Source organism: Agreia bicolorata (assembly GCF_000938265.1).
Lineage (GTDB): Bacteria > Actinomycetota > Actinomycetes > Actinomycetales > Microbacteriaceae > Agreia > Agreia bicolorata.
Genome location: NZ_JYFC01000003.1, coordinates 155,022 through 176,224, shown reverse-complemented (window position 1 = coordinate 176,224; position 21,203 = coordinate 155,022). Strand labels below are relative to the sequence as shown.

The following is a 21,203-nucleotide window of genomic DNA, read 5'->3' as shown; positions in this document are numbered from 1 at the left end:
GAGAACGGGGAGAACTATGAGCACGATTCGGGGAATCGATCCGTCTGTGCCGCCGAGCGGCAGCGGCTGCGTGGAGTGTCTCGAGACCGACGATCAGTGGTGGTTCCACCTGCGCCGGTGCGCGCAGTGCGGACACATCGGATGCTGCGACAGCTCGCCGAACCAGCACGCGTCGAAGCACGGGGCCGAAACGGGGCACCCGATCATTCAGAGTTTCGAGTCCGGCGAGGACTGGGTGTGGAGCTTCGAGACGAACCAGTACTACGAGGGGGCCCCGCAGCTCGCCGCTCCCGACAGTCATCCCGCCGACCAGCCCGTTCCCGGTCCGGCGGGGCGCGTGCCCGCCAACTGGCAGGAATTGTTGAACCAGTAGAGCGGTTGGTGATCGACAGAGAGGGAGGGCACCGTGCAGGACTCCGTTGTCACGATCATCTGGATCGTGTCGTTCGTGGTGGTCACCGTCGCGGTCAGCGGACTGACGAAGCGTATCGGCTGGTCGGCTCCCGTGTCGCTCGTGCTTGTCGGTGCCGTGGCCTCGTTCGTTCCAGGAGTGCCTCACCTCGAAATCGAGCCCGACCTCATCCTCTACGGGCTGCTGCCCCCGCTGCTCTTCGCGGCGGCCATCCGAACGTCGTTCGTCGACGTGCGCGCCCGGCGCGACGGCATCCTGCTTCTGTCTGTGGGTCTTGTCGCCTTCACCGTGGTGGTCGTCGGCTTCACCGCGTGGCTCATCATTCCCGCGATCACGATGGCCGCCGCGTTCGCGTTCGGCGCCGTGGTCGCGCCGACGGATGCCGTGGCCGTCACGGCCGTGGCCGGTCGCCTCGGGCTGCCCCGGCGGCTCGTGACCGTGCTCGAGGGCGAGAGCCTGCTGAACGACGCCACCGCCCTGGTCGCCCTCAATGCGGCCGTGCTCGCGATGGTCAGCATCATCAACCCGTGGATGGTGGCGGCCGACTTTGTGATCGCCGTGGTCGTCGGCGTTGCGGTCGGGCTGGGCGTGGGATGGGTGCTCGCCAAGATCCGGCAGCAGCTGCGTGCCCCCGTGCTCGACACGAGCCTGTCGCTGGTTACCCCCTACCTCGCGTTCATCCCCGCGCAGCTGTTGCACGGATCGGGCGTGCTGGCCGTGGTCGTGGCCGGACTGTTCCTCGGCTACCGGTCGCCTGTCATCCAGACGGCCGAGGCGCGCATCGCCGAGTCGATCAACTGGCGCACGATCCAGTTTCTGCTCGAGAATGCCGTTTTTCTTCTTATGGGCCTCGCCCTCGCCGAGATCTTCGACGGTGTCGTCGACTCGGGCCCGGGGTTCTGGCCCACGGTGGGCATCTCGGCGATCATCCTGCTCGCGCTCGTTGTGTCGCGGGTGGTCTGGATGCTCATCACCACCTCGGTCTACCGGTTCGGCCCCCAGTGGTTGCGCGGCCGCGGATGGAGCTGGCGCACCGGAATCGCGGTGTCGTTCGCGGGCATCCGGGGTGTGGTCACGCTGGCGGCTGTGTTCCTGCTGCCGGAGGAGACGCCGAACAGGGAGTTCCTGCAGTTCCTCGCGTTTGTCGTGGTGGCGGGCACGCTGGTCGAGGGGCTGGGGCTGCCCTGGCTCATCCGTCGGCTGCGCCTACCTCCGCCCGACGTCGACCAGGAGCGCGGAGAGACGCAGCGGCTTATGGTCGAGGCGCAGACCGCAGGGCTCGAGCTTCTCGAGCAACAGGAGCTCGAGGGCGTGGAGCCCCGGGTCGTGGAACGCCTGCGCACGAACGCGCGCTTTCTCGCCGAGGCTCTTGAGAACCCACCCGAGGCCGACCGCGAGACCCGCCCCGCGTCATACAACAGGCTGCGTCGGCTCATGGTGCAGGCAGAGCGACAGGCGGTGCTCGATGCCCGGGCGGAGGGCCGCTACCAGGAGCGCGCGGTCAAGACGACGCTGGCGTTCATCGACGCGGAGGAGTCCGCCCTCGACATGCATAAGCCGCCGAAGCCGGGCTCGAACCTCACCTGAGCTGCTCGGTGCGCTCAGGGTTTGAGCAGTTCTGCGCGGGCGGCGGCCGCGCCGTGCACCTCGAGGGGCCAACTGGGGCGGGCGAAGTTTTCGCGGGCGAGGCGCAATTTCTGCATCGTGTTCGGTTCGCCCGGGCGCGGTTCGACCACGGTTATGCCCGCGTCGACGTAGCCCAGTCGGCGCGAGACGCCGAGCGACGACTCGTTCCAGGTGGCCGCGCTCGATTCGGCGACCTCGACATCGAGATGATCGAAGGCGAACAATAGGATGGCGGCTCGCATCTCCTTGCCGAACCCTTGGCCCTGCGCCGACCGGGTGAGCCACGACCCCGACGAGACGGTCTTCGTGCGGGCCAGGTTCTCGGCGCGCAGATCCTGCATTCCGATGACGCGGCCCTCGCGCAGAACCACGAAGTCGAGCGTCCATGTTCCGGGTTGCACGGTGGTGCGCAGGTGCCAGTGGTACTTCGCGAAGTCGCGGGCGAGCTGCTCGGGCTCGGCATCGGTCCAGGGTGCGTCGAACGGCATGCGCTCGGGCGGATGGATGCCCGCCAGCACTGCCTCGACAAGGGCCGGGAGATCGTCGTCGCGCATCAGACGCAGCTCGAGCCGCGGCGAGCGGAGGCGCAACGCGAAGAGGGGCCACACGTCGTCGAGAGTCAGCATGGTGCCCCAGAGTACTCGACGTGCGGGCGTCGCTTTCGGTGCGCTCGCGGGTGTTGCTCGCGGCGACGGATGTTGCCGGCCGACCAGCAACATCCGTCGCGGCGGGCAGCATGCGCTCGGTGTTTTAGGGGCGCGAACGCGTCAAGCCTCGGCGAGGTTGCGGCGGATGCGCCGGATGACGAGCCACACGACCACGCCGACGATCGCAGCGTAAACGACGTAGTTCAGGTAGTCGCTGTACTTCTCGATGATCTCGTACTGGGTTCCGAGCGCTGCGCCGAGGCCGATGAGCAGACCGTTCCAGATCGCGCTTCCCGCGACAGTGAAGATGCTGAAGCTCACCAGGTTCATGCGTTCGGCTCCTGCCGGCAGCGAGATGAGGCTGCGCACCCCGGGAATGAACCTGCCGAAGAACACCGCCGACTTGCCGTGCCTGGAGAACCACGATGCGGCCTTCTCGAAGTCGTGCTTTTCGACCAGTGGCAGCTTCGACAGCCACTCGATCGCCCGATCCATTCCGAGCTTGGCGCCGAGCCAGTAGAGAATGAGCGATCCCGCGTAGGCTCCGAGGGTGCTTGTGACGACGACGAGAACGATGCTGAGCTCGCCGCGCTGTGACAAGAATCCGGCGAGCGGCAGGATGACCTCGCTGGGAATCGGAGGGAATACCGTCTCGATCAGAGTGAAGAGACCCACGCCCCACTCGCCGATGCCCTCCATCAGAGTGAGTGCGAAGCCGGCGAGCCCGCCGAGCTCGGTGGGGTTGCCTGCTGTACGAATCATCCCTTCAAGGGTGGCATGTCGCAGAAAGCCGATCCTCCCAAGGCCCTGGGAACGAGCGGACGAATTCGGCATCCAGGATTTTCTCAGCATTTCGACGCACTTCGGGCGTGACGATCTGCAGTCGGCGTGCGTCATAGACGTGAGAGCCGCACACGCCGGTTCTTCATCAAACGAGAAAGACAGGAACGAATCATGAGTGCAGCAGACAAGATCCAGAACGCCGCCGAAGACCTCAAGGGCAAGGCCAAAGAGGCTCTCGGAAACATCACGAAAGACGACAGCCTGGTCGCCGAGGGCAAGGCTGAGCAGGTCAAGGCCGACGCGAAGAAGGCCGGCGAGAACGTGAAGGACGCGTTCAAGCACTAAGTGCCCTTTGCCGACCCCGGCCCACGAGGCCGGGGTCGGCCTGTCTCGTAAGAAAGGCCAAAGACACAGAACGTGAATACATCCATCCACTCGCAGAACGACCACTGATGGGCAAGCTCATCTATGGCAACTCGGGCGTCGAAATGGTGCTCGACGATCGACCGCTCAACCATGTTCGAGTGGTCATACTCGCAAAACTCCGCCGGGGCGAGAGCTTCGGTCTCTCGTGGGAGAACGATCGCGGTCACCACATGATGTGGCTCCACCCCTCGATTCCCCTCTACTTCACTTTTTCCGGCAAACGGCATCCTCTGCTCAATCGGGCGTGGATCGATGCGCTGATGCGCACGGCGAACTCGCCCAGTGGGCTCGAGATCGTCGCAGAACCCGCGGAACTCGAGCGATGAAGCGTCGCCCGCGGAGCGTCTGGTTCGCCCTCGGCACAGGCGTGATCGTCACCGTCATTGTGGCGACGATCGTGCTCGTACCTGTGATCGGCCTCGTGACGTCCGCCGTCGCCGCCGCTCCTTTCGTCGACTTTCCGATCGACAGCATGATCGTGGCCGTCATCGGCGGTTACGCGCTGGCGGCCGGATTTCTGGCGCTGATTCTGCGCATCCGTCATGGTGCGCTCGCCTGGATCTGCTCCGTCGCGGCTGTTATCGCGGCGCTGGTCGTGTCGATCTATCCGCTGGTCGCCGCCGCCATCGCAGCGGCGAACGAGGCCGGTGAGGTGATTCCGATCATCGTCGAATGGATCGGCAGACTGCAGCAGCAGCTGTCCTGAGAAAGTCTCTCGAAAAAAATCTCTCAATCCGCGTGACGAATCCGTCGCCACCAACGACCTATCCATGAAGCACAACGAAGCCCCGGAAGATCCGGGCATTGAAAACTGAAGGAGATCATCATGGCCAGCACCACCCCCGTCACCCCCGCCTCTGTCGCTCCCGCAAGCTCCTCGACCGCGTCGAGCAGCCTCGGCAAGACCACCATCAACGACTCCGTCGTAGCCAAGGTCGCCGGCATCGCAGCCCGCGAGTCCCGCGGCGTCTTCGCCCTCGGCGGTGGAGCAGCTCGCGCCTTCGGCGCCATCCGCGAGGCCGTCGCCGGTGAAGACAAGAGCCAGGGCATCAGCGTCGAGGTCGGCGAGACCCAGGTCGCCGTCGACGTCACCATCGTTGCCGAGTACCCGGCCCCGCTGCAGGATGTCTCGGACGGTGTCCGCGCCAACATCATCAAGGCGGTCGAGTCGATCGTGGGTATGGAGGTCACCGAGGTCAACGTGACCGTCAACGACGTGCACCTTCCTTCGGACGACAACTCCGACGACGCTGAGGCTCGAGTCCAGTGACCCCCTCGGCAACCCGCACGGGCATCCTGATCGGCGCGGTCCTCGCGCTCACCGGCGTCGCCTTCGGCTTCTGGGCGTTCCTTTTCGTCGCGGTAGCGATGGCCGTCGGAGCCCTCGTCGGCCGCATCGTCGACGGCAAGCTCAGCGTGGCTGGCCTCGTCGACGCATTCCGCGGAAAGCGATCTTCGTCATGAGTCCCGCCGCGACGTCTCCGGCCGGCGCGGCACAGCGCGGTCGTACCCGCATCACGTCGAAAGCTCTGAATCGTGTTGTGTCCGCCGTCACGGCGGACGCGCTCGGAGTCGACTCGAATCACGTGGGGGTCGACCTCGCCGACCGCGACGGGCTCCTCGCCCTGACGGTGACGACCCCCATCCGAGTCGTGTCGCTCAATCGAATCCAGTCGGATAGCTCGGTCGTGAACCGCTCCGGGGGATCCATTCTCGAGCGCGCCGCACACGCCCAGGGCGACATCCGCGAGCGGGTCACGACGCTCACCGGATCGCAGATCGCACAGGTGATCGTGAAGGTCTCCGGTGTCACCATCCAGCCAGAAGAGAGAGTGAAATGAGCTCCAGTAACACGGCTCTCTACGCCCGCATCGGCCGGCGAGAGACCCACTCCTCGCGCTCGATGCTCGCCATCGTCCTTGCGATCGTCTTGATCGTGGTCTTCGCCTGGGTCGGAACCGAGGTCGTGATCGCGTTGCTCGGAATGCCCGCGCTGCTCGTCGCGCCATCCGACATGTTCGCGTCGGCCGTCGGCCTGCCAGAACAGCCGGCCGCTTTCGTGGCGGCCGCCGGCATAGTAGCTGCCGTGATCGGCCTCGTGCTGATCATCACGTCGCTCTCGCCGGGCCGCCGCGCGCGGCACCTGATCGACACCGAACGGGCCGTGACCGTCGTCGACAACGAGGTGATCGCATCCGCCCTCGCCCGTCACGCGTCGTACGCCGGCAATGTCGACCCCGACAACGCAACCGTGTCGGTGTCTCATCGACTCGGCGTCGTCGACCTCACGCCCGCCTCGGGCATTCCCGCAGACCGCGACGCCGTCACCCGCGCCGTGACCGAGCAACTCGACTCCTACGGGCTGCGGCCCACGGTTCGCGCTCGGGTACGCATCGCTGAGAAAGGCAAGGTGGGGGCATGACCAGTACCAATCGTTTCGCGAACAGGCTACTGATCTTCGTCTGCGGCCTCGTGCTGCTCGCGGTGGGCGGCGCGGCTGCCGCTGCGGTGCTCGTGCCCGGTATCCGGGATGTCTGGAAGGACACGGGCGCACAGGTCACCGATCAGGTCGGTTCGTGGTTGCAGCAGACGCGACTCGCGGGCCTCGAGGTGAGCTGGATCCTCATCGCCATCGTCGCGCTCCTCGTCATCGCGATCGTGCTCCTCATCGTGTTCATCGCCCGTCACGGGCACGGACACACGTCGAGGGCCGTCACCGATTCCAGCGGAGAGCACGGCAGCACGATCGTCGAGTCGGCGGTGGCCGAGCAGGCTCTTCAGGATGCCCTCGGTGGTCATTCCGAGTTCGTCGCGTCGCACGTCTCCACCTACAAAGTCCGCCGCACACCCGTGCTGAAGGTGTCTGTCACCTGCCGCCGCGGGGTGTCCCCGAAAGACGCGGCGGCCATCGTCGAGTCGAAACTGCTCGCCCTCGACGGACTGCTCGGGCGCGAACTGCCCGCACTGATCCAGGTCAGCGGCGGGTTCCGAGCCCGGGTCGGCAAGACGACCCGCCTGCAGTAGAACCCCAAGAGAGAAGAAGCACATGCCGAAACCCATCGTGTGGCTCGTCGTCATCGCCGTCGGCACGACCGCCTACGTCGTCGGAGCCAAGGCCGGCCACGGCCGCTACACCGAGATCAGCGAGACGGCGAAGGCCTTCTGGAACGATCCCGCCGTGAAGAAGGCCCGTGTGCGCGCTCAGAAGAAGACCCAGAAGGCGGCGAAGAAAGCCGTGAAGAGGATCACCAAGTAGCTCGGCTGCCGAGCGAGCTTTCGTGCCCGAATACTTCCATTCGCGATACCCGTACGCGAACAGACGGAGGTGTTCGGGCACTTTTGCGTGCGGACTACGACGTTCCGTCGACGTAAACCCAGGCGCCCGCGACGCGGGTGAACGTGCTGACCTCGTGCTGCACGCCGGACGATCGGCCCTCCGGCGCATCCACCCGGTACTTCGCGCGGAACTCGACGATTCCGTCTGCATCGCGCTCGCCTCCGCTCTCCGTGCGCACGATCTCGAGCCACAGCCAGCGCGTGTCGGGGTCGATCTCGATCGACGCGGGCCGGGTATCTGGATGCCACGACCGCAGCAGGTAGGCAGGGTCACCCACCGCGAACGCCGAGAATCGCGACCGCATCAGGCGCTCGGCGGTCGGGGCGCTCACGGCCCCGCTGTGGAGCGGGCCGCAGCACTCGCCATAGCTCAGGCCGGAGCCGCAGGGGCAGCGCGTGTCGGAGTCCATCTAGTCAGTATGCCGAAAGCGGCATGCATGAGAGGTGAGGTGCGGCTGATCAGCGTAGAGCGGTCGGCACCACGTCGCGACGCTGCCAGCGAAGAGAGATGCTGCGCCTGAAGTCGGAACGGCCGAAGCCCTGCTCGAGTTCGTTCACGACCGCCGCCATCGAGGCGGCGAGAGTCTTCTCGTCGGTCGCCACCACGTTCAGCGTCAGTGATCGACCCTCCTGACGCACCAGCACGCGCCCCGCGTCGGGAATCGACACGATGAAGCCGTGGGCATCCACCGGCATGCGCCGATAGCGAGCCAGCCGATCGGTGAAGATCGACAGGGCGTAGGGGGAGTGGAGGGCGGTGAGGGTCGCCGTCGACGTCTGCATTGCGCCACTGTGTCAGGGGCCGGTGACGCGGGGGTGAACGCGCCGTAACGAGAGATGATCACGCGTCGATGCGGCGATTGTCCGACCCTCGGGTTAGCCTGCCGTCACCATGACTCTCGAAGCGGCGCCCGCGGCATCCGATGTCGTCGCCACTGTGTACGCGCCGACGCACGAGGTCGACGTCGCGCGAACAATGGGTGTGCACGGCCGGGGAACGGGTGACCCGACCTGCCGTACGACGCCGGAGGGGTTCTGGCGCACGGTGCGAACGCCTATCGGGGCGGCGACTCTGCTTCTGCGTCAGCGGAGGCACGGCATCGAGGCCTATGCCTGGGGCGACGGAGCGCACTGGGTGATCGAGCGGGTTCCCGCGCTTCTGGGCCACGACGACGATTGGTCCGAGCTGTCGCTGCACACGCATCCGGCGCTCGCGGAGGTGCGGCGGCGCAACCCGGGCATGCGGCTCAGTCGTTCAGGGCTCATGATGGAGGCCCTCGTGCCGGCCATCATCGAGCAGAAAGTCACCACGCTCGAAGCGCATCGGGCCTGGTACAAGCTCATCCGCATCTACGGCGAGACGGCCCCGGGCCCCGCTCCTGTAGGCATGCACGTTGCCCCGCACGCCGATATCTGGCGCGGGGTGCCCTCGTGGCAGTGGCATCGCGCCGGTGTCGACCCGCGCCGCAGCCGCACGGTGGTGTCGGCGTGCCAGATCGCCACGGCCCTCGAACGGGCTGCGGGCGTGGATGCGGAGACGGCCGCGAAACGGCTGCAGACTCTGCCGGGCATCGGTCGGTGGACGGCGGCCGAGACCACGCAGCGCACCCACGGCGACCCCGACGCGGTGAGCGTGGGCGACTACCACCTCGCCGCTCACGTGGGCTACGCGCTGACCGGCTCACCCGTCGACGACGACGGCATGCTCGAACTGCTCGAACCGTGGCGCGGGCACAGGCAGCGCATCGTGCGCCTGATTCTGGCCAGCGGATTCGCCAAGCCGAGGCACGGCGCGCGTATGACGATCCAGGATCACCGCGCGCACTGACCTGGGCGGCTGCACGACTCAGGCCAGCACGGCCTTCGAGTGATCGCTCGGGTTCACCAGCACGCCGACCTCGCCGCCGGGCAGCCACTCGAACTGCGTCTTTTCGGGAATGAGCTGTCGTTGGCGCACGGGGTAGCGCCCGACGCCGTCGAGTTCGATCTCGAGGGTCACATCGAAGAACTCGTTGCGGTCGACCCATTCGCCGGTGCGCTCGACGGTGACGATCGTCGCGGTCGCGCGCAACCAGTGGCGCGTCATCGCGGAATCGACGTCGAAAGGGTTCTCGGTCTCGTCATCGATGCCCTGCACCACAGCGGGTCGCAGGGGTTGTTCGGCGGGGCCGAACCACTTCTTCGCTCGAAAACCGAGATTCATGGCCGCAATCTGGTCGAGCATCCGAATCGTGGACGCGCCACTCCGCGGCGATCGGATGCGAATGATTCATCGTAGACACAGCGACTCAGGTCGAGTCAAGACTTATGAGAAATGATCATTCTAGCGATCGTCGCGTCAGGTCGACAGTTCGAGCACCGCCATCGCCGCATTGTGGCCGCCGAGACCGCTCACCGCTCCGCCGCGCCGAGCTCCCGAGCCGCAGAGCAGAACGCGCTCGTGGGCGGTGGCCACGCCCCAGCGTTCGGCGGGGCTGTCAAGCGGGGAGCCGTCTTCGACGAAGGGCCACGACAGGGGGCCGTGGAAGATGTTGCCTCCCGGCATGCCGAGGGCGCGTTCGATGTCGAGCGTGGTCTTGGTCTCGATGCAGGGCCGTCCCTCTGAATCGAGCAGCAGGCATCCCTCGATCGGCTCGGCGAGCACGCTGTTCAGCGACTCGATGACCGCGGCCTGCAAGCGCTCGCGCATCTCGTCGTTGTTCTCGTCGGTGATCAGCCGAGACGGCACGTGCAGGCCGAACACCGTGAGTGTCTGGGCGCCGGATGCCTGCAGCTCAGGTGACAGGATCGACGGATCGGTGAGCGAGTGGCAATAGATCTCGGCGGGCAGCGGCGACGGGATCGCGCCCGCCTCGGCCGCATCCACGGCCCGGTCGAGTTCGGCATAGCCCTCGTGAATGTGGAACGTTCCGCCGAACGCGGCCTCGGGTGACACGGACTCGTCGAGGAGCTTCGGCAGGCGTGACAGCAGCAGATTGACCTTCACCTGTGCGCCCTCCGGCTTGGCTCGGTTGTCGGCGTCTCTGCTGCCTTCGCCGAGCAAGCGGTCGAGCACGTACGGCGCCACGTTCGAGAGTACGTGGCCACCGTGCACCACCGTCTCCTCGCCGTCGAGCGTGAACGTGACGGCCCCCGACGGGTCGACCTTCGTGACCTCGGCACCGGTCACGATCGTGGCACCGGCCTCGGTGGCCGCGTGCCACAGGGCGCCGCTGACCGCGCCCATTCCGCCGACGGGAACGTCCCAGTCTCCGGTTCCTCCGCCGATCACGTGGTAGAGAAAGCAGCGGTTCTGCGCGAGGTCGTCGTCGGATGCTCGGGCGAACGTTCCGATGAGCGCGTCGGTGAGCAGAACGCCCCGCACCAGGTCGTTCTCGACGTCGGCCTCGATGGCGGCGCCGACGGGACGCTCGATGAATGCGTCCCAAGTCGCGTCGTCGGCCACGAGGGCCCTCGCCTCCGAGCGGGTCATCAGGGGCTCGGTCAGGCTCGGCCAGAGCGTCTCGGCGAGCCGCGTCGTGCGCCGCTGGAAGTCGGCGAAACCCTGCGCATCCGGTTCGGCGCCGATCGCGGCGAACGATGCGGTCGTCGCATCGGCGTCGCCGTTGTCGATCAGAAGCCCGGTGTCGGTGCTAGGTAGGGGAGTGTAGGAGGAGTAGCGGCGGCGCAGCAGAGTGATGTCGAGGCCGAGGTCGTCGATGATGCGCTGCGGCAGCAGGCTCACGAGGTAGGAGTAGCGCGAGAGCCGGGCGTCGTGGCCCGAGAAGGCCTGGGCCGACACGGCCGCGCCGCCCGTGTGATCGAGCCGCTCGAGCAGCATCACCGACCGGCCGGCCTGTGCGAGGTACGCGGCGGCGACGAGGCCGTTGTGGCCTCCGCCCACGATCACGACGTCGGATTCGGAGGGCAAGGCTGCGGTGCTCATGCGTCGAGCATAGTTGCGGGCTGCGCTCCGCCTCCGGCCGTTGGGGGTGCCCACGTCATATCCTCGAAGAGTGACCTCTGCGAACCCGAACTCGCCCGAATTCGAGGCCGACCCGAGCCTCACGCCCGCCGATCTTGCGGCGCAGGCCGTAGCGCTCGTGCGCCGCTGGCTCGACGAGTCGAAAGACGTGGCTCCCGACCCCTCGGCCGAGCGCCTCGCAGGGGTGCTCGAAGACCCCGACGGCCTCGCGTTCACCGTGGGCTTCGTCGACGGTGTCGCCCGGCCCGAAGACATGGCGGTCGCCGCCAAGAACCTACAGACTCTCGGCCGCCGAGTGCCGGCTTTTCTTCCCTGGTATCTGCGCAGCGCGGTCGCGGCCGGCGGAGTCTTCGGAGAGGTCGTTCCGGGCGTCGTCGTACCGGCGGCCCGCAAGGTTCTGCGGCAGATGGTCGGGCACCTGGTGGTCGACGCGACGCCCTCGAAGCTCGGCCCCGCTATCGAGAAGCTGCGCGCCGATGGATCTCGTCTCAACCTCAACCTGCTCGGAGAGGCGGTGCTCGGCTCGGCGGAGGCCCGGCGACGGCTCGAGGGCACCGAGAAGCTGCTTGCGCGAGACGACGTCGACTACGTGTCGGTGAAGGTGTCTGCAATCGCCAGCGACCTCTCGATGTGGGCGTTCGACGAGACGGTCGAGCGTGTGGCCGAGACTCTGCTGCCGCTGTATCGAATCGCGTTGCCTGCGAACAAGTTCATCAATCTCGATATGGAGGAGTACCGCGACCTCGATCTGACGCTCGCGGTGTTCATGAGAATTCTCGACCGAGAAGAACTGCTCGGCTACACCGGCGGCATCGTGCTGCAGGCCTATCTGCCGGATGCGCTGGGCGCGATGCACCGCCTGCAGACATGGGCGGCCGCGCGTCGTTCACGGGGCGGGGCCCCCATCAAGGTGCGCGTCGTGAAGGGCGCCAACCTCGCTATGGAGCACGTCGACGCGGCGATCCACGGCTGGCCGCTCGCCACCTACGACACCAAACGTGAGACCGACACCAACTACAAACGCGTTCTCGAGTGGGCGCTGACCCCCGAGCGCACCGACGCGGTGCGCATCGGGGTCGCGGGCCACAACCTGTTCGACATCGCCCTCGCCTGGCTGCTGGCCAAGCACCGCGGCGTGACCGAGAGCATCGATTTCGAGATGCTGCTCGGCATGGCGACCGCCCAGGCCGACGCGGTTCGCCGAGAGGTCGGGCAGCTGCTGCTCTATACGCCCGTTGTGCACCCCAAGGAATTCGACGTGGCGATCAGCTACCTCGTGCGACGTCTCGAAGAGAACGCGAGCGATGAGAACTTCATGTCTTCGGTCTTCGACATCGCTACCAGTGACACGGCGTTCGAGCGCGAGAAGAATCGGTTTTTGGTCTCGGTCGATGCGCTGGAGTCGGAGCAGTTCCCTTCGACAGGCTCAGGGAGCGGATCGAACCGCACCCAGGATCGCGGCGATCTCTCTGAGCTTGCGCGCGCCACGGGGTTCGAGAACGCGGCCGACACCGATCCATCGCTGGCCGCCAATCGAAGCTGGGGACGACGCATCCTGAGTCTCGTCGGGCCGAACAACCGCATCGGCATCGACACGATCGACGCGGCTCGGGTGACCGATTCTGGGGTTCTGGATGAGGTCATCCACTCGGTGCGCGAGGCGGGGCGCCGCTGGGGAGCGCAGCCCGGAGCCGAGCGCGCCGCCGTTCTGCGCCGGGCGGCGCTGGCGCTCGAGGCGAACCGCGACCGGCTCATCGAGGTCATGGCCACGGAGACCGGCAAGACCATCGCCGAGGGCGACCCCGAGGTGAGCGAAGCGATCGACTTCGCCAACTACTACGCGGCCCGCGCCGAGGAGCTCGACCACGTCGACGGTGCGGTGTTCGTGCCGTCGGCGCTCACGGTCGTGACGCCGCCGTGGAACTTCCCGGTGGCCATCCCGGCCGGCTCCGTTCTCTCGGCGCTCGCCGCCGGAAGCGGTGTGATCATCAAGCAGGCACCCCAGGCGCGACGCTCGGCCGCGGTGCTGCTCGAGGCCCTGTGGGAATCCGGCATCCCACGCGATCTGCTCGCGCTCGTCGATATCGACGAGGGCGACCTCTCTCGGCAGCTGATCGCTCATAAGAGCGTCGACCGCGTCATTCTCACCGGTGCTTACGAGACCGCCAAGCTCTTCCGCTCGTGGCGGCGAGACCTCGATCTTCTCGCGGAGACGAGTGGCAAGAACGCCATCGTCGTAACCCCCGCCGCCGACCTCGACCTGGCGGTGGCCGACATCGTGAAGAGCGCTTTCGGGCACGCAGGGCAGAAGTGCTCGGCGGCGTCGCTCGTCATACTCGTCGGCTCCGCTGCGCGCTCCGAGCGCTTTCATCGACAGCTCGTGGATGCGGTGTCGTCGCTGCGGGTCGGCTACGCGTCCGACCCTCTCACCGAGATGGGCCCGCTCATCGAGCCCGCCGAGGGCAAGCTGCTCGAAGGCCTCACCACGCTCGGCCCCGGCGAGAAGTGGCTCGTCGAGCCGGTGCGGCGCAGCTCCGACGGGCGGCTCTGGACCCCGGGGGTGCGCGAGGGCGTGCTGCCGGCCTCGACCTTCCACACCACCGAGTACTTCGGGCCCGTTCTCGGAATCATGCACGCGTCGACGCTCGAGCAGGCCGTGGAATACCAGAACGGCACAGACTACGGGCTGACCGCTGGGCTGCACTCGCTCGATGCGGCCGAGATCGAACAGTGGCTCGCGACCGTCGAGGCGGGCAACCTCTATGTGAACCGCGGCATCACCGGTGCTATCGTGCAGCGGCAGCCGTTCGGCGGATGGAAGCGCTCGGCCGTGGGCGCGGGAGCCAAGGCCGGAGGCCCGAACTACCTGGTGCACCTGGGTTCGTGGACGACCGAAGAGGGCGAACCGAGCCAGGGCCTCAGCAATGCAGGGCTCGACGGCCGCGTCGGAGCACTGCTTGATTCAGCGCAGGCAGGCCTCGACTGGAACCACTTCGACATCGCGCGTCGCGGGGCCAAGAGCGACGCGGTCGCGTGGTCGCAGTCGTTCGCCCCCGTCGACCGCTCGGGGCTCGGAGTCGAGCGCAATGTGCTGCGCTACCGGCCCGTTCCCGTCACGGTGCGGCTCTCCGACGACGGTGAGCGGCACGAGTTGCTCCGCGTGCTCTCGGCAGCGACGCTGGCGAGATCGAAGTTCACCGTGTCGTCGGCTCACAAGCTTCCTCGCCCGATGCGTGCCCTGCTCAAGGAGTGGGCCGTGCGGGTCGTGATCGAGAACGACGAGGCGTGGCTCGCCCGGGTCGCCGCGGAAGGTATCGCGACCCCGCGCATCCGGCTCATCGGCGGCTCGGCCGCTCGCCTGGCCGATGCGCTCGGTGACGAACCAGATGTCGCGGTGTACGCCGGTGAGGTCACTCGCGCCGGTCGCATCGAGCTGCTGCCGTTCCTGCGTGAGCAGGCGGTGTCGATGACAAACCACCGCTTCGGCAACCCGAGCACCCTCACCGACGGCCTGCTGTAGGCGCAGCTGCGCGCTGCCCTCGGATACCTGCCGTTCACTCGGGTGCCCTAGCGTTCGGGCGTGACTTCATCTCGTCTGGAGCGTCGACTCGGTCTCGGCGACGCCGTCTTCATCGGTCTCGGCTCGATGATCGGCGCCGGCGTCTTCGCGGTGTTCCAGCCCGCCGCGCAGATCGCCGGGGCCGGGATGCTCGTGGGTCTCGTCGTCGCGGCCATCGTCGCGTTCTGCAACGCCTCGTCGTCGGCGCAGCTGGCCGCGCAGTATCCGTCGGCCGGAGGCACCTATGTCTACGGCCGCGAGGAGCTCGGACCGCGCTGGGGCTTCGCTGCCGGCTGGAGCTTTCTCGTCGGCAAGATCGCCAGCTCGGCCGCGATGGCGATGGTCTTCGCGGCCTACGCTGTGCCCTCGCAATGGGCACGTCCGGTCGCGGTTGCCGTGGTCGTGCTGCTCGTCACGGTGAACCTGTTCGGCATCACCCGCACCGCCCTGCTCACGAAGATGATCGTGATTCCCGTGCTGGCCCTGCTCGCGGTGGTCGTCGCATCCGGTGTGCTGGGTTCGGGTTCGACGCCTGCTACAGGCTGGTCGGGCACAGCCGATGTCGGCGGACCACTCGCGGTGCTGCAGTCGGCGGGCCTGCTGTTCTTCGCCTTCGCGGGGTACGCGCGCATCGCGACGCTCGGCGAAGAGGTGCGCGACCCGTCGAAGAACATCCCCCGCGCGATCGGCATCGCCTTCGCGGTTGTCGTGGTGATTTACGCCGCGATCGGAGTGACCGCGCTCGGGGCGCTCGGCGCATCCGGTCTCGCGGTCACCGACAACCCGCTCGTCGATGTCGTGACGACGAATGGATGGGCGTGGGCCGCGCCGTTGGTGCGCGTCGGGGCCGCTCTCGCCTCCCTCGGGGCGCTGCTGGCGCTGATTGCCGGCATCGGACGAACCGCCTTCGCGATGGCGCGCGAGGGGGATCTGCCGCGCTGGTTCAGCGCCGTGCATCCGCGCTACAGCACGCCCTATCGCGCGGAGCTCGTGGTGGGCGCGGTGGTCGTCGTGCTGGTTCTCGCAGCGGATCTGCGCGGCGTGATCGGGTTCTCGTCGTTCGGGGTTCTGCTGTACTACTTCGTGGCGAACCTCGCGGCCTTTCGGCAGAGAGCTGCGTATCGGAGGTATCCGCGCGCGGTGAGCGTGCTGGGGGCGCTCGGCTGCGCGGTGCTCGTGGTCACGCTGCCGCTGCCCGCCGTGGTGACGGGCGCACTCGTGGTGCTCGCTGGCTTCGCGCTGCGCGAGGTGCGCTTGCGTGGCCCGCGACTTGGCGCGAATCGACCCTAATTTCGCGGGGGAGGTCGATCTGTGACAGATACCTCGGGGACTACTCTCGCGATGTGGCGCGAATCGACCCAAGACCGCGAAGTTGGGTCGATGTGTGACACATGGCGACACCCACGCGAGGGGGTCAGCTCGGGCGAACGAGCCTCGTTCCCTCGCGCCGCGCTCGGTTCTCGGAGAGGGCGAGGGCCAAGCCGCGCTCGATCCACGTGCGCGTCTGCTCGGTGAGTCTCGAGTAGCCGAGCACCGACGCGGTCTCGCGCAGCAGCTCGTCGGAGTCGATACTGAGCGACTCGGCCAGCAGCAGCTCGATGGCATTCGAGATCTCCTGCGGGCTCACATCGGTGACTGGTCGATCGGCGCTCGATGAGGTGCGCCGAGCGCCGCGCCAGGTCGACGCGTCGAGGGCCGCGGGCCACACGAAGCCGTCGGACGAGATGGTGAAGGCGTCGTGCACGGTCTGCTGAAGAAGAGAGCGCTTCGCATCGCCGACGCGGCTGTAGTCAAAGCGGCGAGCGATCGCGCCGACCAGACGGTCGACGGGGATCGGTCCCTCGGCCTCGAGGATGCTTGCCGCCACTGACTCGATGAGCTGCGCGGCATCTGCGGTCTCGAGTGCAGATTGCGGATGGATCGCGCTGTCGTCTGCGGGCTCGAAGATCGGCAGTTCGCGGGCGAGCGTCGAGGTGGAGACGGCGGTGGGGAACGCCTTCTCGGCCGCCGCGTCTGCAGCGGCCCGATCGGCGGCCTTGCCTGCTTCGCGCACGGCCTGGGCCGCATCCGCATCGGGCAGTCGTGCGCTCGCGGGGTGATCGACCGCGACGACGATGCGTGCGATGAGAGCGCTGCGGTCTCTGATCCACGCGGGCAGCCACGCACGGATCACGGCGGGCCACGACATCACGTCGACGAGCAGGTTCGGCGCGCCATCGCGGTCGCTGACGGTTGCCCGTGATGCCCAACCGGGCCCGTCGACCATCACGGCCACAGCCCAGGATGCCTGTCCCGGGCGGCGCACGGCGAGGTCGACCGTGAACGAAGAGAGTCCGAGCCCCGTCTCGACCTCGAGGCCGCGGTCGCGGAGAGCGGTGGCGATCTCGTCGACGAATCGTCCGTGGTTGCCGGCCACGGCATCCTGCGCCCCGCCGCGGCGGCCGCCGGGAAGGGCGTCGATGCTGCGGGTGGCGGCGAAGTTCAGGTAGGCCTTGAGGTCGGCGATGCCCTGGGCGCGAGAACGGGTGAGCTGGATGTCGGCCGCGTCGAACGAGCTGAACAGCACGACTTGTCGCTTGGCGCGAGTGACGGCCACGTTGAGTCGGCGCTCGCCGCCTGGGAGGTTCAGCGGCCCGAAGTTCAGGGGCAGAACAGCGGTGTCGGGGTCTTTCGAGAAGGCCAGCGAGAACAGGATCGTGTCGCGCTCGTCGCCCTGCACGTTCTCGAGGTTCTTCACGAAGAGTTCGGAGCCGGGAGCCGCGAGAAGGGCCTTCTGAATGACCGGATCGGTGCTGTCTTCGAGCTTGTCGAGAATCAGGTCGCGCTGCTGCACGTTGAAGCAGACCACTCCGATCGACTCGCGCATCGTGGCGGGCGCTCTGAGGCGCGACACGATCTCGTCGACGATGGCCTGAGCTTCGACCTCGTTCGTGCGAGTGCGTCCGCGGTCGAAGACGCCGTCGACGCGGCGCCAGCTGAGCCCGGTGCCCGCTGAAGTGCCGCCGCCGGCACCCGCGCTGTTCGGCGATGGCAGGCTCACGAGCTTGTTGCCGTAGTACGCGGCGTTCGAGAACGCGATGAGGCTCTCGTCTTGACTGCGGTAGTGCCAGTTGAGCCAGAGCTGCGGCAGCCCCGACTCCACCGATTCGGTGAGAATCGACTCGAGGTCTTCGACGACGAGCGGCTCGTCTCGCTCGGGGGCGGGAGTGTCGGGACCCGTCGCATCCACCTGCATGATGCGCGTGGGCGGCATCTGCTTGGAGTCGCCGACCACGATCACGGCCTTGCCGCGCCCCATCGCCCCGATGGCCTGCGGCACCCTGATCTGCGAGGCTTCGTCGAAGATCACGAGGTCGAATTCGATGCTGTCTGGATCGAGGAAGTGTGCCACCGAGCCCGGGCTCATGAGGAACACGGGCACGATCGACGTGAGCGCCCGCGGATAGCGGCGGGCCACCTCGCGGAAGGCGAGCCCACCGCGCTTGCGCTCGATCTGGCGGGCGAGCTCGGCGACTTCGCCGCGCAGCTCGTCGGCGTCGAAGGGGCGGGCTGCGAGCAGTTCCGAGGCAAGCTCGCTGCGCAGCTGTTCGCGCACCAGGGCGCCCTGGTCGCGATAGGCGGAGACGCTCCTGTCTTGGGCGTCGCCGTCGAAGCTGTCGAGCTGCATGGCCGCCAGTCGCTCGTCGAGCGACGCGATGGCAAGACCCCGCAGAAGGGCCTCGGATGCGTCGGCCGCCTCGATCTGGCCGGTCGCCAACTGCGTGCTGAAGCCGGCGAGACCCAGTTCGCGCAGGTGCTCGAGCTGGCGCCTGGTCTCGGCGAAGCGCTGCAGCTGCAGAAGACCCGTTGCGCGCACGTCGATCAGCCAGGCGACCTCGTCGGTGGCCCAGGCCGAGACCCAGTCGCGACCGTGGGCCCACTGTCGAACGGTAAGCCCGGTAGCTCCGATAGCGGCGAGCCAGCGATTCCAGCTGGCGTCGATGTCGCGAACAATGGCGCCGTCGCGCACCGCAGTGTCGGCCTCGCCGGATTCGCGCGCGTTCGAGATCCAACCCCAGGCGCGCGGGGTGCGCTTCGCCAGCCAGACCGAGCCGAGAGAGGTGCGCACGGCCGTGTCGAGAACGTTCTTCGCGTCGGGTGCGTAGGGCTGCCATCCAGCTGGAAGCACGAGGCCCGCCAGAGCAGCGGCCTGGCGCTGCAGCTCCTGCGCATCCGATCGGGCGGCCTGAAGCGCGACGAGCAGTGGCGTGACCGCCTTGCCGCTCGGCTCGAACCCGACGCGAAGCAGCGGTCGTAGACCTGCGCGGATCGAGCGGCGACGCAGCTCGGGCAGGAACCAGGCGGCGTCGAGGGCAGCCGATCGCTCGGCCCACTCGTCGAGCTTGGGCGCCTCGATCGCTGCGGCCGAGGAGTTCGCGAGCACGGCGGCGTGACGCTCGAGGTAGTCGGCAAGACCGGCACGCAGCGCGTCGGATGCCTCGCGCCAGCTCGAGCGGTCGATGGTCGCCAGCGCGTCGGTCTCTGGCAGCAGACCGCGCGAGCGGGCCTCGAGCAGACGGGATGCGACGGGCAGTTCTGTCGCTGGACGAAGGTCTCCGAGGGCGAGGCGTGCCTCGGGCGAGAGCTCGTCGAGGCGGGGGCGCACGGCGGCGAGGTCGCGCAACGAATCGGTGACGGGTGCAACCTGCAGCTGGGCCGGATCCGTCGCTCCGGCAATGAGCCACGGGTGCCCAGCGCGCAGCCCGAAGCGCTGCGCGGCATCGCGGAAGTCGCGGGTGAGAATCGTGGGGCTCTCGGCGGGAGTCGTGGTGAGCCAGGTCGCGGGGACAGCGGCGGTAGGCCCCTCGCCGAGGGTCGCCAGTGCGTCGTAGGCCGACCACACCGTGTAACCGAGTGCGTTGGGTGAGTGCACCCGTGTCGGATGCCGCTCGAGTTCGGCGATCGCCGAGCGCAACCGGGTGTCGGCCAGCGCCCAGGCGTGCGGATCGGTGGGTACGCGCAGACGCAGCGACTCGCGCAGCTGCTCGCGAATCGTGTTCATCGACTGCTTTGCGCCGTGCAGTTCGAGGCTGAACGCGCCGAGACCAATGGCGTCGAGCCGACGCTTCACGACCTCGAGGGCTGCCTGTTTCTCGGCCACGAAGAGCACGGTCTTGCCCTCGGTGAGCGCGTGGGCGATGAGGTTCGTGATGGTCTGCGACTTGCCCGTGCCGGGAGGGCCCTCGAGCACGAACGACTGGCCGCTCGTGGCGCGCACCACGGCCGCCATCTGCGAGCCGTCTGCCGCGATCGGCAGCCTCAGGCCGGCCTCATCGATCTCGGGACGTTCCTTTCCCGCCGGCTCGATGAACGTCTCTCCCGGCCGCTCGACCAGGTGCCTGACCACCGGGTTCGAGAGCAGTGAACGCCAGTTGCGCTCGAGGTCCTTCCAGATCTGAAAGGTCGAGAAGCGCAGGATGGCGAGGCTCACCGACTCCTCGAGTCGGTAGGGCAGCTCGGCTTCGGCGAGCTGCCGGCGGATTCCGTCGAATACCGCCTCGATCGCCAGCCCAGAGTCGTCGATCGCCGGCTCGCGCAGCTCGCTGAGATCGAGCCCCTGCGTGGTCTCGAACCACTGCAGAAGGCACAGGTTCGGCGTCGCCAGATCGTCGCCCTCGGCGGCGAGGAAGTAGGGGGTGAACGAGAGGCCGCCGGTGAGCCGAACCGGCAGCAGGAACAGGGGAGCGCGGGCCTCGCGCCCATCCGGTCGTGTGTGAATCAGCGTGCCGAGCGTGAGGTACAGGTAATTGCTGCCGGTCTCCTGCTCGAGCGACTCGGCCTCGCGCTTCATGGCCCGCAGCTGCTTGCGGTGCTTCTCGTCGTCGAGTTGCGAAAAGAGCGTGCGCGAGGTTCGGAAGACGGCGCTCAGCTCGTCGTGCGCGAGGGGTGTGTGCGAGTCGATGCCGTCGACCCGTTTGCGGCCGGATGCGTCGAGGCCGCTCGAGAGGCGCAGCTTGCGGCCCGCGTGCACGGCGTCGTCGATCGAGGGGAGCAGGCCCGGCGGCACAACGAGGTCGAGCACCTTCTGGGTGCGCGGCATGTTGAGCAGAGGATTGCGCAGGGTGAGATCGAGCAGGTCGCGCTTCCAGTTGCGCACGCGGGCGGGGGAGTCGTCGTTGCGTTCCAGGCGACTGAGGGTGGCGGCGTCTTCGGGGTCGATTGCGGCGTCGTGCACGGGCTCGCCGACCGGCGGGGCGTCCTGATTCGGGGCGTCTTCGACGGGAGCGTCAGCGAGGGGCTCGTCGGGTGTGGGCTCGTCGCCGTCGATGATCGGTGCCGCGTGTCTCGGTGCGCGCCTGACTGGCTCGCCGGTGTTGTTGGTCATGGTGCCTATCTCCCCTTGTATCCAGTGTCGCCGCTGACGATGGGGGAGTGCCGCCGCCGAGCCGTGCTCGGCCAAAACCGGCCCGG

Annotated in this window: 21 protein-coding genes; 14 read left to right on the top strand and 7 right to left on the bottom strand. The window is 67.7% G+C overall.

What is annotated here, in order from left to right; all coding sequences use genetic code 11:
• Positions 1 to 16: 16 nt before the first annotated feature.
• Together TZ00_RS07680 and TZ00_RS07675 are read left to right on the top strand one after the other, a co-directional pair.
• Positions 17 to 373 (top strand): UBP-type zinc finger domain-containing protein, encoded by a 357-nt coding sequence (locus TZ00_RS07680; RefSeq protein ID WP_044440661.1) that lies wholly within the window; start codon positions 17 to 19, stop codon positions 371 to 373.
• 33 nt (positions 374 to 406) lie between these two features.
• A complete protein-coding gene (locus TZ00_RS07675) occupies positions 407 to 1,999 on the top strand; it encodes a Na+/H+ antiporter (RefSeq protein ID WP_052521395.1) in 1,593 nt (530 codons plus the stop codon).
• Positions 2,000 to 2,013: 14 nt separating this feature from the next.
• On the opposite strand, the gene TZ00_RS07670 is transcribed toward TZ00_RS07675, so the two are convergent.
• Positions 2,014 to 2,664: a GNAT family N-acetyltransferase gene (locus TZ00_RS07670; RefSeq protein ID WP_044440660.1), complete on the bottom strand. Its 651-nt coding sequence runs from the start codon at positions 2,662 to 2,664 to the stop codon at positions 2,014 to 2,016.
• 141 nt (positions 2,665 to 2,805) lie between these two features.
• Positions 2,806 to 3,447: a DedA family protein gene (locus TZ00_RS07665; protein ID WP_044440658.1), complete on the bottom strand. Its 642-nt coding sequence runs from the start codon at positions 3,445 to 3,447 to the stop codon at positions 2,806 to 2,808.
• 192 nt (positions 3,448 to 3,639) lie between these two features.
• Here TZ00_RS07665 and TZ00_RS19260 point away from each other — a divergent pair, with 192 nt between their 5' ends.
• The 9 genes from TZ00_RS19260 to TZ00_RS07625 all read left to right on the top strand — a co-directional run bounded on the left by TZ00_RS19260 (position 3,640) and on the right by TZ00_RS07625 (position 7,150).
• Complete coding sequence (locus TZ00_RS19260) at positions 3,640 to 3,813, top strand: CsbD family protein (RefSeq protein WP_078712918.1); 174 nt, start codon at positions 3,640 to 3,642, stop codon at positions 3,811 to 3,813.
• 107 nt (positions 3,814 to 3,920) lie between these two features.
• A complete protein-coding gene (locus tag TZ00_RS07660; RefSeq protein ID WP_044440656.1) occupies positions 3,921 to 4,220 on the top strand; it encodes a DUF7882 family protein in 300 nt (99 codons plus the stop codon).
• Complete coding sequence (locus TZ00_RS07655) at positions 4,217 to 4,600, top strand: hypothetical protein (protein WP_044440654.1); 384 nt, start codon at positions 4,217 to 4,219, stop codon at positions 4,598 to 4,600. Before TZ00_RS07660 ends, TZ00_RS07655 begins: the two co-directional genes overlap by 4 nt.
• A gap of 120 nt (positions 4,601 to 4,720) precedes the next feature.
• On the top strand, positions 4,721 to 5,164 hold the full coding sequence (locus tag TZ00_RS07650; protein ID WP_044440653.1) for an Asp23/Gls24 family envelope stress response protein: 444 nt from the start codon (positions 4,721 to 4,723) through the stop codon (positions 5,162 to 5,164).
• Complete coding sequence (locus tag TZ00_RS07645) at positions 5,161 to 5,358, top strand: DUF2273 domain-containing protein (protein ID WP_044440652.1); 198 nt, start codon at positions 5,161 to 5,163, stop codon at positions 5,356 to 5,358. The genes TZ00_RS07650 and TZ00_RS07645 overlap by 4 nt, the downstream gene beginning before the upstream one ends.
• Positions 5,355 to 5,735: a hypothetical protein gene (locus TZ00_RS07640; RefSeq protein WP_044440651.1), complete on the top strand. Its 381-nt coding sequence runs from the start codon at positions 5,355 to 5,357 to the stop codon at positions 5,733 to 5,735. Before TZ00_RS07645 ends, TZ00_RS07640 begins: the two co-directional genes overlap by 4 nt.
• Entirely contained in the window at positions 5,732 to 6,316 is a 585-nt protein-coding gene (locus tag TZ00_RS07635) for an Asp23/Gls24 family envelope stress response protein (RefSeq protein WP_044440650.1), read from the top strand. The genes TZ00_RS07640 and TZ00_RS07635 overlap by 4 nt, the downstream gene beginning before the upstream one ends.
• Positions 6,313 to 6,918, top strand: coding sequence for a hypothetical protein (locus tag TZ00_RS07630; RefSeq protein ID WP_044440649.1), 606 nt, complete (start codon positions 6,313 to 6,315; stop codon positions 6,916 to 6,918). The genes TZ00_RS07635 and TZ00_RS07630 overlap by 4 nt, the downstream gene beginning before the upstream one ends.
• A 22-nt stretch (positions 6,919 to 6,940) precedes the next feature.
• Entirely contained in the window at positions 6,941 to 7,150 is a 210-nt protein-coding gene (locus TZ00_RS07625; protein ID WP_044440647.1) for a hypothetical protein, read from the top strand.
• Positions 7,151 to 7,244: 94 nt separating this feature from the next.
• Here TZ00_RS07625 and TZ00_RS07620 read toward each other — a convergent pair whose 3' ends face one another.
• Positions 7,245 to 7,640, bottom strand: coding sequence for a YchJ family protein (locus tag TZ00_RS07620; RefSeq protein ID WP_044440645.1), 396 nt, complete (start codon positions 7,638 to 7,640; stop codon positions 7,245 to 7,247).
• 49 nt (positions 7,641 to 7,689) lie between these two features.
• Entirely contained in the window at positions 7,690 to 8,013 is a 324-nt protein-coding gene (locus TZ00_RS07615; protein WP_044440643.1) for a hypothetical protein, read from the bottom strand.
• A 109-nt stretch (positions 8,014 to 8,122) separates the two neighbouring features.
• On the opposite strand from TZ00_RS07615, the gene TZ00_RS07610 reads away from it, so the two are divergent.
• Positions 8,123 to 9,058: a DNA-3-methyladenine glycosylase family protein gene (locus TZ00_RS07610; protein ID WP_044440641.1), complete on the top strand. Its 936-nt coding sequence runs from the start codon at positions 8,123 to 8,125 to the stop codon at positions 9,056 to 9,058.
• Positions 9,059 to 9,076: 18 nt separating this feature from the next.
• On the opposite strand, the gene TZ00_RS07605 is transcribed toward TZ00_RS07610, so the two are convergent.
• Complete coding sequence (locus TZ00_RS07605) at positions 9,077 to 9,433, bottom strand: DUF3592 domain-containing protein (protein WP_152631115.1); 357 nt, start codon at positions 9,431 to 9,433, stop codon at positions 9,077 to 9,079.
• Between the two features lie 135 nt (positions 9,434 to 9,568).
• Positions 9,569 to 11,155: a phytoene desaturase family protein gene (locus TZ00_RS07600; RefSeq protein ID WP_044441345.1), complete on the bottom strand. Its 1,587-nt coding sequence runs from the start codon at positions 11,153 to 11,155 to the stop codon at positions 9,569 to 9,571.
• Between the two features lie 70 nt (positions 11,156 to 11,225).
• Between TZ00_RS07600 and TZ00_RS07595 the strand changes: the two genes are divergently transcribed.
• On the top strand, positions 11,226 to 14,714 hold the full coding sequence (locus tag TZ00_RS07595; RefSeq protein ID WP_044440638.1) for a proline dehydrogenase family protein: 3,489 nt from the start codon (positions 11,226 to 11,228) through the stop codon (positions 14,712 to 14,714).
• A gap of 60 nt (positions 14,715 to 14,774) precedes the next feature.
• Complete coding sequence (locus TZ00_RS07590; RefSeq protein WP_044440636.1) at positions 14,775 to 16,043, top strand: APC family permease; 1,269 nt, start codon at positions 14,775 to 14,777, stop codon at positions 16,041 to 16,043.
• Positions 16,044 to 16,167: 124 nt separating this feature from the next.
• On the opposite strand, the gene TZ00_RS07585 is transcribed toward TZ00_RS07590, so the two are convergent.
• Positions 16,168 to 21,117, bottom strand: coding sequence for a DUF4011 domain-containing protein (locus TZ00_RS07585; protein WP_052521394.1), 4,950 nt, complete (start codon positions 21,115 to 21,117; stop codon positions 16,168 to 16,170).
• Positions 21,118 to 21,203 lie beyond the last annotated feature (86 nt).